Here is a 15,303-nt window from a genome sequence, read left to right as displayed (position 1 = left end):
GGCGATGCGGTGGACGCGCGGCGCGGCGCTCCTCGCCGTGATCGCCCTCGCCGGGTGCAGCTCCAGCTCGGGCGATGACGGAGCCCGTACGACGTCGGCTGCGTCTCCTTCGTCCGCCACGACGCGTCCCACCAGCTCACCGACCTCGGCTCGTCCGTCGGCACACATCACCATCTCGGCGATCGGCGACGTGCTGCCGCACGCATCGGTCAACCGCGACGCGGCGACCGGGTCCGGTTACGACTACCGACCGATGTTCGCGGCGGTCAAACCGCTGATCCAAAGGTCGACCGTCGCCATCTGCCAGCTCGAGACGGCCCTGTCCGCGGACAACACCAGGCTGACCCGGGACAACGCCTTCAACTCGCCTCATCAGCTCGCGGCGACGTTGCGCGACGTCGGGTTCGACGGCTGCAGCACGGCAAACAACCACACCTGGGACGCGGGCTTGCGCGGCGTACGCGAGACCCGAAAGGTGCTGGCAGACAACAAGATCCAGGCGGTCGGCCCCACCGCGACGGCTGCCGGGTCGGGCAACCCGGCGACGTACGGCGGTCCGATCAAGGTCGCGCATCTGTCACTCAGCTACACGCTGATGAACTCCATCGAGCACGACACCAGCACCACTCCCCCGGGCGCGCCGTGGATGAAGGCCAACCTGTACGCCGCGCAGCGCGCCTCCGGCATCATCGCGGCGGCCCGCCGGACCAAGGCCGCGGGCGCCGAGGTCGTGGTGGTGTCCTTGCACTGGGGTTCGCAGTTCGACGCCAAGGTCACGTCCGACCAGAAGACCATCGGGGACGCGCTGCTGAAGTCTGGTGCGGTCGACCTCATCATCGGCGCGCATCCCCACCTCGTGCAGCCGTGCGCCAAGATCAACGGCCGCTATGTCCTCTACTCCGTCGGCAACTTCATCTCCACCCAGGGCAGCGCCGTCGGCTCACCGGTCGGCGCTCAGGACGGCATCGTCACGACCGTCCGGTTCGACCGTGACGCCACTGGCCGCATCACCCAGTCCCTGACCTACCAGCCGACGTGGGTCGACCGAGCGCACGGCCATCGCGTCGTCCTCGCGACTCCCTCCTCGCACCGCGAGTCCTACCTGCGCACCGTGTCGGCGATGTCGCGTCCCGGATGCGATGCGAAAGTGGCTCGATGACGGCCTCGTTCCACGTCGATGACCCGGCCGCGCCCGAGCCCAACATGCCGCGCGGCCTCGGTGTCAGCGTGGTGCTGCTCGATGGCACCGGTGATCGCGTCCTCCTCGAACGGCGCTCTGACAGCGCACTGTGGGGTCTGTTCGGCGGCGGCGTGGACGGTGATGAGTCGGCCACGCACGCCCTGCATCGCGAGGTCCTCGAGGAGACCGGGCTCGCTCTCGCTGAGCACTCGCTCCTCGGCGTCTTCTCCAATCCCACTCGTATTGCTGCCTATCCGGACGGCAATGTGCGCCAGGTCGTCTCCGTCGCCTTCATCGGTCGCCTGGCCGACGGCGAGCTCGTGCTGAGCGACGAGTCCGAGACCTCGGAGTGGTTCGCTTGGGATGACCTCCCATGGGGTCAGATCGCCGCCACGCAGGAAGCGATCCTGCGACAGGCGCGCATCCATGCGGGCGGCGACCACACCCCGTACGTCGACTGATCACCTCACCAAGGGACGACGCCGTCCGCATCGACGAACGTCCCGGACGGTGAGTCCAGCGCCGCAACCACCGTCTGCGCGGCCTGAGCCGCAGTCAGCGGAGCCTGCTCTCGGCTGATGGGCGTCAGGTCGGTCTGGACGAATCCAGGGCACACGGACACCACCCGCGTCGTGCTGCCGCCCAGCTGCTTGCTGAGCCCGATCGTCAGGCTGTTCAGCGCCGCCTTCGAGGCCTGGTACGCCGGCAGCACCATCCCGTAGTACGGCGACTCCGGGTCCAGCTGGTCGGCCATCGAGCCCATCCGCGACGACACGTTGATGATGCGTCCGGCGTCACTCTGGGTGACGAGCGGCAGGAACGCCTCGAGCACCACCGCCGCACCGATGACGTTGACGGCGAACGTCTGCTCGAGCGCGTCGAGGTCGACCAGGTCGTGCTCGCCGCCGGCCGCGATCTCCGGGAGCACGCCCGCATTATTGATGAGTACGTCCACGCGACCGTGCCGCGTCTGCAGCTCCTTGGCAGCGGCGAGGACGGTCTCCCTAGAGGTAACGTCCAGCTCGACCGACTCGGCGCTCCAGCCATCGGCGCGGATGGCTTCCGCCGCACAGGCTGCGGCCGCCGGATTGCGCCCACCGATCACCACCAGGTGTCCTTGCCGCGCGAGCTCGACTGCCGTCGCCTGACCGAGTCCGCGGTTGGCGCCAGTGACGAGAGCGATGGATGACATGTGATCCTCCGAGACGTTGGTGTCGGCTCCAATACCCTGAAGCCACAACAAGTTTCACTCGGCAGATGACCAGACGCTGGCGGGAAAGCGTCACCGCGTTCGCACGCCCGGCCCGTCCATCTGGAGGGCCGGGCGCGCCCGGACTCAGCAGGTCGGGATCGTCGTGCCGCTGTTGTCCTTGGCCACGTTGCTGCCCCACCGCGACAGGTAGTAGGCGGAGACGTACTGGCCCTTCCACGGACTGCCACTGTCGAGGTCGGTCTTCAGCCACCAGGAGTTGTACTGGCTGCCGTGCTGGACCTTCGGCCCCTTGGCCTTGCAGAACACGTAGTTCTTGCCCTTGTTGAGGGTGCCGGTGCGGTGCGAGCCCGGCTTGGCATAGCCCGCCGCGTTGGCGAAGGTGTCGACGTAGTACTTCTTGTGCCCCGGCTTCGGGGGCTTCGGCGGCGTCGGGTTGCTCCCGCACCTGTTGTGGCTCTTGACCAGCCACTCGCCGCCAGGCGTGCCGAAGGACGTGACCTTGCCGTGTACGTCCTTGGCCGACTTCGCGCCGTTGAACACGGCCGGGCGGTCCTCACCACCGGGGACGCCCCAGTCGAGGTGGCCGTTGTGGTTGGCGTCGTAGAGCTGTTCGTAGTGCAGGTGGTTCACGCCGTTGGAGTTGGCACCGGAGTGACCGAGCTTGCCGATGACGGTGCCGAGCGCGACCTTCTGGCCCGCACGCACGTTCTTGCTCTGCAGGTGGATGTAGACGGTGTACCAGCCGCCGCCATGGTTGATGAGCACGTAGTTGCCGGCGCCACTGTCGTACGACGACTCCTTCACCGTGCCCCCCGCGGACGCCAGGACCGGCCGGCCCTCCTCCTGGTGCCCCAGCGGATGGGTGCGGATGTCGAGGGCAGGGGCGTGGTCGTGCCGGGCCCAGCTGTCCAGCTGCATCGTGGTGCCGCACGAGAACGGCAGCTGGAAGTTCGGCTTGGCCGTGGCGTTCGACATCGTCGAGCTCTTGCTGCCCTGGCTCGCCTCCGCGGACATCTGGCTCAACCCGATGCCGCCGACTGCAGCGACCAGCCCTCCCGCGACAACCAGCGTCGAGATCCGTGCTCTCCGTGTGTAGCGCATGTTCCTGTCCTCCCTGAGGTGTGTGAACCGGTGTCTCGGTTCACTTCGCCTCGGACGGAGGGCAGCGCTACATAGGCTCCCTCAGAGATGTGAACAGGTCGTCAGATCTGTTCACAGCACGTACCTGATGCTCAGCCGCGGACCTGCTGGATCACGTCCCAGCCGATCTTCAGCACGAACGCACTGACCACGCACACGAACACGATGCGGATGAATCTCGATCCCTTGGCGACGGCTGTCCTGGCGCCGAGGTAGCCGCCAGCCAGGTTGGCGACGCCCATCAGCAGACCGATCGACCAGACGACGGCGCCCTGCGGCACGAAGATCACGAGGGAGGCCAGGTTGGTCGCGAAGTTGGCGAGCTTGGCCTTGGCGCTCGCCTCGAGGAAGCCGTAGCCCATCAGCCCGACCAGCGCGAAGACCAAGAAGGAGCCGGTCCCCGGACCGAGCGCACCGTCGTACATCCCGATGGCAAAGCCGGCGATGCTGGCGACGACGTAGTGGTGATGTCCGCTGAAGCGCAGGGCGGTGTGCTCACCCACGGTCGGCTTGAGGATCGTGTAGGCACCGACCGCGATCAGGACCACCAGGATCACCGGGTTGAATGCCGACCGCGGGATGTGCGACGCGATCAGTGCTCCGACCAGAGCACCGCCAAAAGCCAGCAGCGCCAACGGGATTGCGGTCCGCAGGTCCGGGCGCACGCGTCGTAGGTAGGTGATCGAGCTGGTCGAGGTGCCGCAGATCGAGCCGAGCTTGTTGGTGGCCAGCAGCTGGACGGGCGCGGCTCCGGGGAAGGCGATCATCAGTGCCGGCAGCTGGACGAGTCCTCCACCGCCGACGACGGCGTCGACCCACCCAGCGGTGAGCGCCGCGAGCACGAGCAGGACAAGAGTGAGCACGGACGGGTCGCTCAACGCGGATCTCCTTCGGGACAGCTCTCGACGACTGACTGCTGTCAGATCCGTCTCGTGACGCACCCTAGCGTGCTGTAATGGCCTTATGCATATCAACCCTTACGGCGAGGAGCCCGTGCTGCTCGCCGTCGAGCTCATCAACAAGCTCCCGGAGACACTCGACGAGCTGCGCACGCGGTGCGCCGACGCGGGGGTCGTCATCGATATGCCCGTACGCCGGACCGACCTGGCCGAGTCCCTCGCCTTCCTCGACGCCTGGCTCGGGATCGTCGATGCACCGGACGATGTCACGCGCGTTGCGCGCCTGAACGCGCTGCTCGAGGCCCACGCCGAGCACCCCCGTGTCACCAACCACTCCGGCGAGTCCTGGCACATCCACTACCGCGACAGCGATCGCTCCCTGGCCGGTGTGCTGACCGCTCTGATCAGCGTCGGCACAGCGATGCACCTCACCAGCCGCGGGATGAGCCGGCTCGCCCGCTGCGCCGCGGGCGACTGCGACCGGGTCTACGCCGACGTGTCGCGCAACGGCCGCCAGCGCTACTGCTCGACCCGGTGCGCCAGCCGCGAAGCAGTCCGCAGGCACCGCTCGCGGGAGCGCGATAGCGTCGCGCGGTGAATCTCTCTGACTCTGCACTGGCTCGGACCGCCGCAGAAGCGGGTGCTGCCATCGTCAGATCTCGCTACGGTGCGACGCTGACCCGAATTGCGAAGTCCCCCAACGACTTTGCGACCGACGCAGATATCGACGCCGAACGCGTGATCCTTGACGTCGTACGCAGCCACCGTCCCCTAGACGCCCTGGTCGCCGAGGAGTCCGGCCAGTCCGGCCAGTCCGGCGCAGGCGATCGCACGTGGCTCATCGACCCGCTGTGCGGCACCCTCAACTTCGCAGCCGAGACCCCTTTGGCAGCAGTCAATGTCGCCCTGCGTGCGCACGGCCGCGTCGACGTTGCAGCCGTCGCCGACCCGATCTCGGGAGAGATCTTCTGGACGGACGAGGGACGCGCTGTCCTGCGACGCGATGGAAGCGACGAGCCGATCGCACCGAACGCACAGTCCCTCATCGTCGACATCAACATCGACGCGCCATTCCCGAACGGCGCAACCTTCCGGGCCGCCGACCTGCTCGGCGACAACGCCTTCCTCGACATATTCCGGCCCCGCGTCATCTCATCGACGCTCGCTGTTGCCTGGGTGGCGGCGGGTCGTCGTGCGGCCTATGTCACCGACGGCGACCTCCGGGACAACGTGCACTTCAGCGCAGGCATCGCGCTGTGCCAGGCGGCAGGCTGCGTGGTGACCGACCTGCACGGCGCGCCACTGGGCGCTGAGGTCAACGGCCTGGTCGTGGCCGCCGACCACTCCACGCACGAGGCTCTGCTCGGGCTGATCAGGTCCAGGAGTCGACGATCGTGAGGACGTCGAGCAGCTCGTGCGCCTGGGCATCGGGTGTCGCCTCCACGCCCTCGACCCGCTGGTTGACCGGGATGTCGGAGTGCGGGATCAGGATCGCGCGCATACCGGCCTGCTGACTGCCGTAGACGTCCTCGAACAACCGGTCGCCGACGTAAGCACACGCCCGCGGGTCGACGCCGACAGCATCGGCAGCCGCGCGATAGGCCTCGACGTGCGGCTTGGTCCACGGGATCTCGCTGGAGTAGATCTGGCCATCGATCAGGTGGGCCACACCGTCGCGCTCGAAGATGCCACGGTGGTAGTCACCGGACCAGATCGTGTTGGACAGCACGCCCACGCGAATCCCCTTGGCGCGCAAGCCTTCCCACAGGGGACCTACCTGTGGGTCAGTGATCGTGTGCTCGTGCCAGAAGGACCTGTACGCCGCCACGCCCGCCTCGTGCTGCGTGTGCCCGAGATCGGCCCCGGCCTCAGCGAGGATCTCCTCCATCCGCGCCGAGGTCTGCGCCTTGCGAACGTGCTGCCAGGAGTCGTGCTCGGCAGCCAGGATCGCGTCGCCGAGCGCCTCCGCCCGCTCCCGGTCGTCGTGGATCTGACGCGCGTAGACCTGCCACTGCTCACGCAGGTCGATCGCGTGCCACGGCGTCAGCGTGCCGCCCCAGTCGAAGATCACGGCCTCGAGCGGCCGGGCGGAGGACGGCGCGCTCAAGACCCGCGAACCTCATCGACGACCGACGTGACGACGGCGTCCACGGCCACCTCACGGCGCTCGCCCGACCGACGGTCCTTGATCTCGACCTTGCCGTCGGCCAGCCCCTTGCCGATCACCAGGATCGTCGGCACACCGATCAGCTCGGCGTCCTTGAACTTCACGCCGGGCGAGACCTTCGGCCGGTCGTCGTACAGGACGGCCAGGCCCTGGGCCTCCAGCTGGCGCACGATCTCGTCGGTCCGTACGTAGACCGCCGCATCCTTGCTCGCCACGACCACGTGGACGTCGGCCGGCGCGATCTCGCGCGGCCAGACCAGGCCGTACTCGTCGTTGTTGTCCTCGGCGATGACGCCGACCGCACGCGTGACGCCGACGCCGTACGAACCCATCGTGACGGTGACGAGCTTGCCGTTCTCGTCGAGCACCTTCAGACCGAGCGCCTCGGCGTACTTGGTGCCGAGCTGGAAGATGTGACCCATCTCGATACCGCGCGCGAGCTTGAGCGTGCCCTTGCCGTCGGGCGAGATGTCGCCCTGGCGGATCTCGCCGGCCTGGATCGTGCCGTCAGCGGTGAAGTCGCGGCCGTGCACCAGGTGCAGCACGTGCTTGCCATGCTCGTCGGCACCGGTCACCCAGGCCGAACCGACCGCGATCGACGGGTCGAGCAGGTAGCGAATCTTGGACGACTTCTCCTCGCCCAGGACGCCCGGGCCGATGTAGCCCTTGGCCAGCATCGGGTACGCCGCGAAGTCCTTCTCCTCGAACGGCTCGACCTCGGCGGGTGCGACCTGCACCTCGAGCCGCTTGGCGTCGACCTCACGGTCGCCGGGCAGGCCGATCGCCAGGGGCTCACGGGTGCCGTCAGGGTGAGCGAGCATGACGAGCACGTTCTTCAGCGTGTCTGCCCCGTCCCACGAACGCCCATCAGTACGAGCGTGATTCGCGTTGAGAGCATCGACCAACGTCGCAATGGTCGGTGTGTCCGGAGTGTCGTGGACCTGCGCGGTAGGCGTGCTCGAAGCATCGATCTCGGCTGCCTGGGGCACCGTCACGGCCTCGACGTTGGCGGCGTAGCCGTGCTCGTCGCGGACGAAGGTGTCCTCGCCGTTCTCGTTGACGGCCAGGAACTCCTCCGACGCCGAGCCACCCATCGCACCGGAGTCGGCGTGCACGATGACGTACTCGAAGCCGAGCCGGTTGAAGATGCGGACATAGGCCTCGCGGAAGCCGTCGTACGCCTTCTGCAGCCCCGCCTGGTCGATGTCGAAGGAGTAGGCGTCCTTCATGATGAACTCGCGGCCGCGCAGGATGCCGGCGCGCGGACGGGCTTCGTCGCGGTACTTGTTCTGGATCTGGTAGAGCGACAGCGGCAGGTCCTTGTAGGAGGAGTACATGTCCTTGACCGCGAGGCAGAACATCTCCTCGTGCGTCGGGCCGAGCAGCAGGTCGGTCTCCTTGCGGTCCTGGAGGCGGAACAGGTTGTCGCCGTACTCCGTCCAGCGGCCCGTCGCCTCGTAGGGCTCACGCGGCAGCAGCGCGGGGAACTTCACCTCCTGCGAGCCGATCTGGTTCATCTCCTCGCGGACGATGTCCTCGACCTTGCCGAGCACCTTCATCCCGAGCGGCAGCCAGGTGTAGATGCCGGGCGCCACCCGACGGATGTAGCCCGCACGGACGAGCAGCTTGTGCCCCGGGAGCTCAGCGTCGGCCGGGTCCTCACGAAGGGTTCGCAGGAACAGGGTCGACATGCGCAGTGCCACGGGTGATCTCCTCGTCGGTCGTGCGGCTGGTCGGGCCGCGTGGGCGAGGATATCCGCCGTACGACGCCCATCTCACCCGAGTTGTCCGAGGCATTGTCTTCGAACACCCTCGACGACCCCGCGGTCTGTCGCATCTGTCGCCACAGCGGCCACACGCGTACGGTTGGGCCATGCCGACGATCCTGCCGATGCGGAAGCACCTCGACGGGCTCTCGCTGGCGACCACCCGGCTCCATGCGTACGCCGAGTCGACCCCTTTGGAGACCGCGGTCCCGACCTGCCGTGGCTGGACCGTCAACCGGCTGATCGCGCACGTGGGCATGGTGCACCGGTGGGCGACCGCCATCGTGCGCGAGGAGCCTGGCCGCAGCACCGAGGAGCTCGAGGAGGAGGGCCTGGCATCCGGCGATCCGCTCGCCTGGTTCGGCCACGGCTCCGATGTGCTGCTGGCGTCGTTGCGGCGCGCTCCGGCCGACCTCGACGTGTGGTTCTTCCTCAACGACGCACCACGACCACGTGAGGCGTGGGCTCGCCGGCAGTGCCACGAGACCACGATCCACGCCGTCGACGCGCTCGCCGCACACGTTGGCGGCATCCCCAAGTCGATCGATGCGGACATCTCGCCCGAGCTCGCAGCAGACGGGGTGGATGAGCTGCTGTGCGGCTTTGCCACTCGCTCCAAGGAAGACCTGCGCGCCTCGCGCCGCGTCGACGTCGAGGTGCGCGCCAGCGACACAGGAGATGTCTGGCGGGCCGTCGTCAGCGAAGGACCGTTCGAGGTCCGACGCGGCACCGAGCAGCAGGACGCGGACGCGATCGTGCACGGCACCGCAGCACAGCTCTACCTCGGGCTGTGGAACCGCGGCGACGAGGTGACCTGTGATGGTCTCGACGTGATCAGCCTGTGGCGCGAGCGGATGCAGGTCAACTGGAGCTGAGACGGCCGGTCGTCACCTCGCGCAAGGACGATCAAACGGACGACAGCCCTCATGGCGCAGGATCGACGTCATGACGTCCCCGGCTGACACGTTCCACGCGTTCGTCGACGTCCTGGCCGACTCGCTCGATGATCACGCGGCCGGCGCCGACGACCTCGCCCACCGGCTGTACCTGTCTCGCTTCCATCTGGACCGGATCGTCTCCTCGGTCGCGGGCGAACCACCCGCTCGACTGCGTCGTCGGCTCCTGCTGGAGCGAGCGGCCTACCAGCTGGCGACCACGGATCGCAGCATCCTCGATGTCGCCGTGGCGGCCGGCTACGGCTCGCACGAGGCCTTCACCCGTGCCTTCGCTCGAGGCTTCGGCGTCGCACCGCGCGCGTGGCGGTCGCATCCGACGCACTTCAAGATCGCCGCCGCGAACGACGTCCACTTCTATCCACCCGGCAGCATCCGGCTGCCCGCACCCACGAAGGTGACTGCCATGGACCTGCTCACCCGCATGATCCAGCACCACATCTGGTTGACCACCGAGATGATCGAGCGGGCCGCGCGCCTGACGGACGAACAGCTCGACGCCCGCATCGTGTATGGCCTGGATGACGACCCCGACGTCATGACCATCCGCCGCCTCCTGTCGCGTCTGGTCGGCCAGATGAACATGTGGAACGCCGCGATGGAGAACGACGACTACTCCTTCGAGATCGAGGAGCACGAGAGCATCACCGCCATGCGTCAGCGACTCGCCGAGCAGGCGCCGCGCTACCTCGCTCATGTCCGCGACACCGTCGACCAGGGCCGCCTGGACGACACGTTCGTCGACGCGCTGGGCGAGCGACCGGCAGTGTTCACCTACGGCGGGATGATCGCCCACGTGCTGACCTTCGCCGCACATCGGCGCACGCTGGTCGTCCGCGCGCTCGACGCCCATGGGATCAGCGACCTCGGCTGGGGCGACCCGATGATCTGGGTTGCCGAACCGGCCTAGGGCTCGAATCACGTGTCGGCAGAGGCCTGTCCGCCGACCAACCGCTGGATCCCGACGACGGCAGCCCCCCGTGCCCAGTCGACGAACCCGCCCTCACGTACCTCGATATCGAGCGGCAGCAAGGGCTCCGGGCGGTAGTCACGACTGCCGGTCAGCACCTCCTCCCGCGCCACGCGGGCCAACGGAGCCACTTCGCCCGCCACCACCAGGTGGCTGGCGAGTGACACGTTGGCGATCAGCCCGAGCAGACGCCCGAGCAGCGCTCCCGATGCAGCCAGTGCGGTCCGTACGCCTGGGTCGCCGGACGCCAGCGCGAACGCCTCGTCGAGCGTCAGTGGCCGACCGGTCGCCCGGGTGATCGCGTCGGTGATCGCACGGGCCGTCAGCAGTCCGGAGACGCACCCGACGTGCCCCTCATCGCAGGTCACGTCTCCGACACCGAGCGGCAGATGGCCGACGGTGCCGACACCGCTGTCCGGCGTGGTCACCTGCAGCCCGTCGACCACGAGACCCAGCCCGACACCGGCACCGACCGTCACCAGAGCGAAGTGGTCGTGCTGGGTGCCCGCACCGAACCACAGCTCACTCTCGGCCAGGGCGACCACGTCGTTCTCGACCGTGACCGGGACCTCCAGCTCGTTCTCGAGCAGATCGGCCAGGTCGACATCGACCCAGTCGAGGAACGGCGCCCGCGACACCGAGCGATGACCGACAGTCTGTCCACCCAGTGACACACCCACCGCGGCCAAGGGGCCGTCATCCAGGAGCGCACGCACAAGCTCAGCGACGGCCCGCACCACGCGCTCGGGCGATCGTGAGCGGAGGGCGCGTGACCGCGAGGACAGCACCTGAGCTCGCAGATCGGTGCACACGCCGTATACCCGGTCGGCCGTGATCTTGATGCCGACGACCCGGTGCTCACCATGATCAACCTGCAACGGTGTGGCCGGACGGCCTTGTCCCGCAGGCGTTTCGGGGCCTGCGACGAGCAGGCCCGAGTCCATCAGAGGCTTGGTGAGCCTGGTCAGGCTCGGCGCCGAAAGTGACAGGTGCCGTGCCAGAGCAGCACGGGACATGGGTCCACGCCGGAGCAGCTCGAGCGCGATCTGCCGCTCGCCCGCGCTGAGCCCGTCCCATCGCCAGTGCTGCATCGACACTCTCCCGTCTCTCACGGACACCTGTTGACGATCTTATCTTCCGTTGCAAAACTAACTGCTCGACCCACCGTCGTCTCCAGGAGTCTCGACCCATCATGAGCAACGACCTGATCCATTGGCGCGACGAGCACGTCAGCATCCTCGTCGACCTCTCCGGACCGGCCCTCCCCCGGATCCTGCACTGGGGCGCCGACCTCGGGCATCACGACGACACACTGCTCGAGGAGCTGGCCGACACGGTCGACCCCCAGCGCGTGTCGGACGAGACCGACGACCTGGTGGTCGCGACGGTCCTTCCCCTCGAGTCCGCCGGCTGGGTCGGCGAACCGGGGCTGTCGGGCCATCGGTCCGGGCGCGACTTCGCGCCGAAATTCGTGCGGACCGACCCACCGGAGATCGAGGAGACCGACGACGTACGCCGGATCACGGTCCGTGCCGCCGACGCCGAGGCCCACCTCGAGCTCATCTGGACGATCGAAATGCTGCCGGGCGGCCTGGTGCGCCAGCGCAACCGGGTCACCAACACGGGCACGTCTACCTACGAGCTGACCGGCCTCCTGTGCGCCTACCCCGTGCCGAGCAACGCCGGCGAGCTCCTCGACCTCACCGGGCGCCACCTGCGCGAGCGGACGCCGCAACGGTCGCCGTTCACCATCGGCGCACACGTCCGCGACAACCGCCGCGGGCGAACCGGCCTCGACGGCAGCATCCTGACGTTCGCTGGGGCACCCGGCTTCGGGTTCGAGGGCGGCGAGGTCTGGGCGACGCACCTGGCGTGGAGCGGCAACCACCGGCTGGTCGCCGAGCGGGCCGTCCGCGGCACCCGCCTGCTCTCCGGAGGCGAGCTGCTCGCCCCGGGCGAGATGCTGCTGGAGCCGGGACAGTCGTACGAGTCCCCCTGGTGGTACGGCGCGTACGGCGACGGCATCACCGAGGCGAGCGCGCGGTTCCACACCTACCTACGCAGTCGCCCCCAGCACCCGCGGCGTGAGCGGCCGGTGACGATCAACACGTGGGAAGCGGTCTACTTCGACCACGACCTCGGACGCTTGAAAGCGTTGGCGGACAACGCAGCCCGCGTCGGCGTAGAGAGGTTCGTGCTCGACGACGGATGGTTCGGTGCCCGACGCAACGACCGCGCCGGACTCGGCGACTGGGTCGTCTCTGCTGACGCCTGGCCGGACGGGCTCGCACCCCTGATCGACCACGTGCGCGGTCTCGGGATGGAGTTCGGCATCTGGGTCGAGCCCGAGATGGTCAACCCCGACTCCGACCTCGCGCGCGCTCATCCGGAATGGATCCTGTCGCCGGGCGGCAGCCGCCTGCCGATGAGCTGGCGCCATCAGCAGGTGCTCGACCTGACCGATGAAGGCGCCTACCAGCACGTCCTCGGTCAGCTGGACGGGCTGCTGCGCGATCACGACATCGCCTACCTGAAGTGGGACCACAACAGGGACCTCCTCGAGGCGGGCGACAGGCACGGCCACCCGGCAGTCCATCGCCAGACGCTGGCGGCGTACGCCCTCATGGACGAGCTGCTGCGCCGTCACCCCGGTCTGGAGATCGAGTCCTGCTCCTCCGGCGGCGGCCGCGTCGATCTCGGTGTGCTCGAACGCGCGTGCCGTGTCTGGGGATCGGACTGCCTGGATGCGCTGGAGCGACAGCAGATCCAGCGGTGGACGACGGCGCTCATCCCCTGGGAGATGTTGGGCTGTCACATCGGCTCGGACTCCAACCACACGACCGGTCGCAAGCAGAGCCTCGGATTCCGTGCTGCCACCGCGTTCTTCGGCCACTTCGGTATCGAGTGGGATCTCACGAAGGTGGACTCCGAGACCCTCGACGACGTCGCCGCCTGGGTGACGGCACACCAGGCCGTGCGGCCGCTGCTCCACGCAGGGCGTGCCGTCACGGGCGATCACCCGGATGACCAGCTGTGGGTCTACGGCGTCGTGGCCCAGGACGGCGGCGATGCGGTGTTCGCGCTCGCGCAGCGCGGCACCAGCCTGGAGGCTCCCACTGGTCGCGTACGACTGCCAGGGCTGCAACCCGACGTGACGTACGACGTACGACCGCTGGTGCCGGGCAACAAGGTCCGGGGGACCGTCGTCAAGGCAGTCCCCTGGTGGGACAACGGATTCCGGGCTTCCGGCGCCGCCTTGTCGAGGATGGGTCTGATCGCGCCGACGCAGTACCCCGAGCAGGCGGTGCTCCTGCGAGTCACCCGAGCCGAGGAGAGCTCCTGAGCCGGATGGCACGATGAGAGCGTGACCACTGCGCCCGAGCCCGCTGCCGCGCCGCTGCCGCGCACCCCGGCACTGGTGCTGCGCGGACAGCGGTTCGACGCCGCGCGACCGGCCGTGATGGCGATCATCAACCGCACGCCCGACTCGTTCTGGTCCGGCAACCGGCACGCCGATCTCGACTCTGCCCGGCGTGCGTTGGACACCGCTGTCGAGCGCGGCGCCGACATCGTCGACGTCGGCGGTGTCCGGGCCGGGCAGGAAGGCGCGTCGGTCAATGCCGACGAAGAGGTACGCCGAGTGGTGCCGTTCCTCGAGCAGGCGCGGTCGGCGTACCCGGACCTCGTCCTCAGTCTCGACACCTGGCGCTCCGAGGTCGCCCGTGCTGCCGGCGAGGTCGGGCTCGACCTGGTCAACGACACCTGGGCCGGTCATGACCCTGCCCTCGTCGAGGTGGCCGCCGAGATCGGCGCCGGAGTGGTGTGCTCCCACACCGGAGGTCTCCCCCCTCGTACGGATCCGGTCAACATGACCTACGCCGACGACCAGGGCGATGACGAGCTCGCGGTGCTGCGCGACGTGCTGCGGACTCTGCGCGCCGGAGCCGAAAAGGCTTGTGCCGCAGGCATTCCTGCCGAGCGCGTGCTCATCGACCCCACGCTCGACTTCGGCAAGACGACCCGGCACTCACTCGTCGTCCTCCGACACACCGCGGACATCGCGACCCTCGGGTTCCCGATCCTCCAGGCGCTCTCCCGCAAGGACTTCGTCGGCGAGACCCTCGACCTCCCAGCGGACGACCGGCTCGAGGGCACGCTCGCCGCCACCGCGATCGCCGCCTGGCTCGGCGCCACGGTCTTTCGCGCGCACGATGTCCGAGCGACCCGCCGTGTCGTCGACATGGTGGCGACCATCAGGGGTGACCGACCTCCGGCACAGGCCGTCCGCGGCGAGCGCCGACCACCGATCGAGCAGGAGCTGGCATGAAGGCACCGCAATGACGACCGAGACCGCCGAAAGCCCTACCGACGCCTACGCGGATCTGCCGACGATCACCGACGAAGCCGGGCTCGTCGAGCTGCTCGGCACACCGACGCCCGCCGTCCGTGACAAGGCTCGACCCGAGCTGCACGACCTCGATATCCAGTGGCTGGCCGCGTCACCGCTGTGCTTCGTCGGGACCGCCGCCGCGGACGGCAGCTGCGACGTCTCGCCCAAGGGAGACCCTGCGGGCTTCGTCAAGGTCCTCGACCGGCACACCATCGCAATCCCGGAGCGCGCGGGCAACAAACGGGCCGACGGTTACAAGAACATCCTCGCCAACCCGCACGTCGGCGTGAACTTCCTCATCCCCGGACGCGGCGACACCCTGCGGATCAACGGCACCGCCCGCCTGGTCACCGACGGCCCGTTCTTCGAGGACATGGTCGTCAAGGGTCACCGGCCGGTGCTCGTGCTCCTGGTCCACGTGGAGCAGGTCTTCTATCACTGCGCCAAGGCGTTCCTGCGGTCGCAGACCTGGCAGCCAGACACGTGGGCGCCCGAGGCGATGCCTCGCCACGCGGTGATCGCCAAGGAGCTCGTGCGCAAGAACCAGACCCTCGAGGAGCTGGACCGCTACTACGGAGCGCAGTACGCCGCCGGGCTCTATCCCGAGAACACCGGCGGCTGAGCG

15 protein-coding genes are annotated in these 15,303 nt (G+C 68.4%); 9 read left to right on the top strand and 6 right to left on the bottom strand.

The window, feature by feature from the left end:
* The first annotated feature begins 4 nt into the window (after nt 1-4).
* Both VV02_RS12185 and VV02_RS12180 read left to right on the top strand, forming a co-directional pair.
* Nucleotides 5-1,159, top strand: coding sequence for a CapA family protein (locus tag VV02_RS12185; protein ID WP_157063389.1), 1,155 nt, complete (start codon nt 5-7; stop codon nt 1,157-1,159).
* A complete protein-coding gene (locus VV02_RS12180; RefSeq protein WP_052591799.1) occupies nt 1,156-1,641 on the top strand; it encodes an NUDIX domain-containing protein in 486 nt (161 codons plus the stop codon). The genes VV02_RS12185 and VV02_RS12180 overlap by 4 nt, the downstream gene beginning before the upstream one ends.
* Before the next feature lie 5 nt (nt 1,642-1,646).
* Here VV02_RS12180 and VV02_RS12175 read toward each other — a convergent pair whose 3' ends face one another.
* The 3 genes from VV02_RS12175 to VV02_RS12165 all read right to left on the bottom strand — a co-directional run bounded on the left by VV02_RS12175 (nt 1,647) and on the right by VV02_RS12165 (nt 4,411).
* Nucleotides 1,647-2,372: an SDR family NAD(P)-dependent oxidoreductase gene (locus VV02_RS12175; protein ID WP_052591798.1), complete on the bottom strand. Its 726-nt coding sequence runs from the start codon at nt 2,370-2,372 to the stop codon at nt 1,647-1,649.
* A gap of 144 nt (nt 2,373-2,516) precedes the next feature.
* On the bottom strand, nt 2,517-3,494 hold the full coding sequence (locus VV02_RS12170) for a M23 family metallopeptidase (protein WP_052591797.1): 978 nt from the start codon (nt 3,492-3,494) through the stop codon (nt 2,517-2,519).
* Nucleotides 3,495-3,625: 131 nt separating this feature from the next.
* Nucleotides 3,626-4,411 (bottom strand): TSUP family transporter, encoded by a 786-nt coding sequence (locus tag VV02_RS12165; RefSeq protein WP_052591796.1) that lies wholly within the window; start codon nt 4,409-4,411, stop codon nt 3,626-3,628.
* An 85-nt stretch (nt 4,412-4,496) separates the two neighbouring features.
* Here VV02_RS12165 and VV02_RS12160 point away from each other — a divergent pair, with 85 nt between their 5' ends.
* Nucleotides 4,497-5,030 carry a CGNR zinc finger domain-containing protein gene (locus VV02_RS12160; RefSeq protein ID WP_052591795.1) on the top strand — a complete coding sequence of 178 codons (534 nt, stop codon included), beginning with the start codon at nt 4,497-4,499 and terminating at the stop codon, nt 5,028-5,030.
* On the top strand, nt 5,027-5,830 hold the full coding sequence (locus VV02_RS12155; protein ID WP_052591794.1) for an inositol monophosphatase family protein: 804 nt from the start codon (nt 5,027-5,029) through the stop codon (nt 5,828-5,830). Before VV02_RS12160 ends, VV02_RS12155 begins: the two co-directional genes overlap by 4 nt.
* Here VV02_RS12155 and VV02_RS12150 read toward each other — a convergent pair.
* Together VV02_RS12150 and VV02_RS12145 are read right to left on the bottom strand one after the other, a co-directional pair.
* On the bottom strand, nt 5,805-6,539 hold the full coding sequence (locus VV02_RS12150; protein ID WP_052591793.1) for an HAD family hydrolase: 735 nt from the start codon (nt 6,537-6,539) through the stop codon (nt 5,805-5,807). The genes VV02_RS12155 and VV02_RS12150 overlap by 26 nt on opposite strands.
* Entirely contained in the window at nt 6,536-8,302 is a 1,767-nt protein-coding gene (locus VV02_RS12145; RefSeq protein ID WP_052591792.1) for a proline--tRNA ligase, read from the bottom strand. The genes VV02_RS12150 and VV02_RS12145 overlap by 4 nt, the downstream gene beginning before the upstream one ends.
* A gap of 170 nt (nt 8,303-8,472) precedes the next feature.
* Between VV02_RS12145 and VV02_RS12140 the strand changes: the two genes are divergently transcribed.
* On the top strand, nt 8,473-9,240 hold the full coding sequence (locus tag VV02_RS12140; RefSeq protein WP_052591791.1) for a maleylpyruvate isomerase family mycothiol-dependent enzyme: 768 nt from the start codon (nt 8,473-8,475) through the stop codon (nt 9,238-9,240).
* A gap of 70 nt (nt 9,241-9,310) precedes the next feature.
* Nucleotides 9,311-10,228: a helix-turn-helix domain-containing protein gene (locus tag VV02_RS12135; protein ID WP_052591790.1), complete on the top strand. Its 918-nt coding sequence runs from the start codon at nt 9,311-9,313 to the stop codon at nt 10,226-10,228.
* Between the two features lie 8 nt (nt 10,229-10,236).
* On the opposite strand, the gene VV02_RS12130 is transcribed toward VV02_RS12135, so the two are convergent.
* Complete coding sequence (locus VV02_RS12130; RefSeq protein ID WP_052591789.1) at nt 10,237-11,379, bottom strand: ROK family transcriptional regulator; 1,143 nt, start codon at nt 11,377-11,379, stop codon at nt 10,237-10,239.
* Nucleotides 11,380-11,480: 101 nt separating this feature from the next.
* On the opposite strand from VV02_RS12130, the gene VV02_RS12125 reads away from it, so the two are divergent.
* From VV02_RS12125 to VV02_RS12115, 3 genes are read left to right on the top strand one after another with little or no spacing between them, the layout of a single operon-like run.
* Nucleotides 11,481-13,631: an alpha-galactosidase gene (locus VV02_RS12125; protein WP_052591788.1), complete on the top strand. Its 2,151-nt coding sequence runs from the start codon at nt 11,481-11,483 to the stop codon at nt 13,629-13,631.
* A 21-nt stretch (nt 13,632-13,652) separates the two neighbouring features.
* Nucleotides 13,653-14,615, top strand: a complete 963-nt coding sequence (gene folP, locus VV02_RS12120; protein WP_052591787.1) for a dihydropteroate synthase — start codon at nt 13,653-13,655, stop codon at nt 14,613-14,615.
* Nucleotides 14,616-14,625: 10 nt separating this feature from the next.
* Entirely contained in the window at nt 14,626-15,300 is a 675-nt protein-coding gene (locus VV02_RS12115; protein WP_052591786.1) for a pyridoxamine 5'-phosphate oxidase family protein, read from the top strand.
* The last annotated feature ends 3 nt before the right edge of the window (nt 15,301-15,303 follow it).

The organism is Luteipulveratus mongoliensis (assembly GCF_001190945.1).
Taxonomy (GTDB): Bacteria; Actinomycetota; Actinomycetes; order Actinomycetales; family Dermatophilaceae; genus Luteipulveratus; species Luteipulveratus mongoliensis.
Note: the sequence above shows the minus strand (reverse complement) of the source record. Positions and strands in the feature narration are given on the sequence as shown.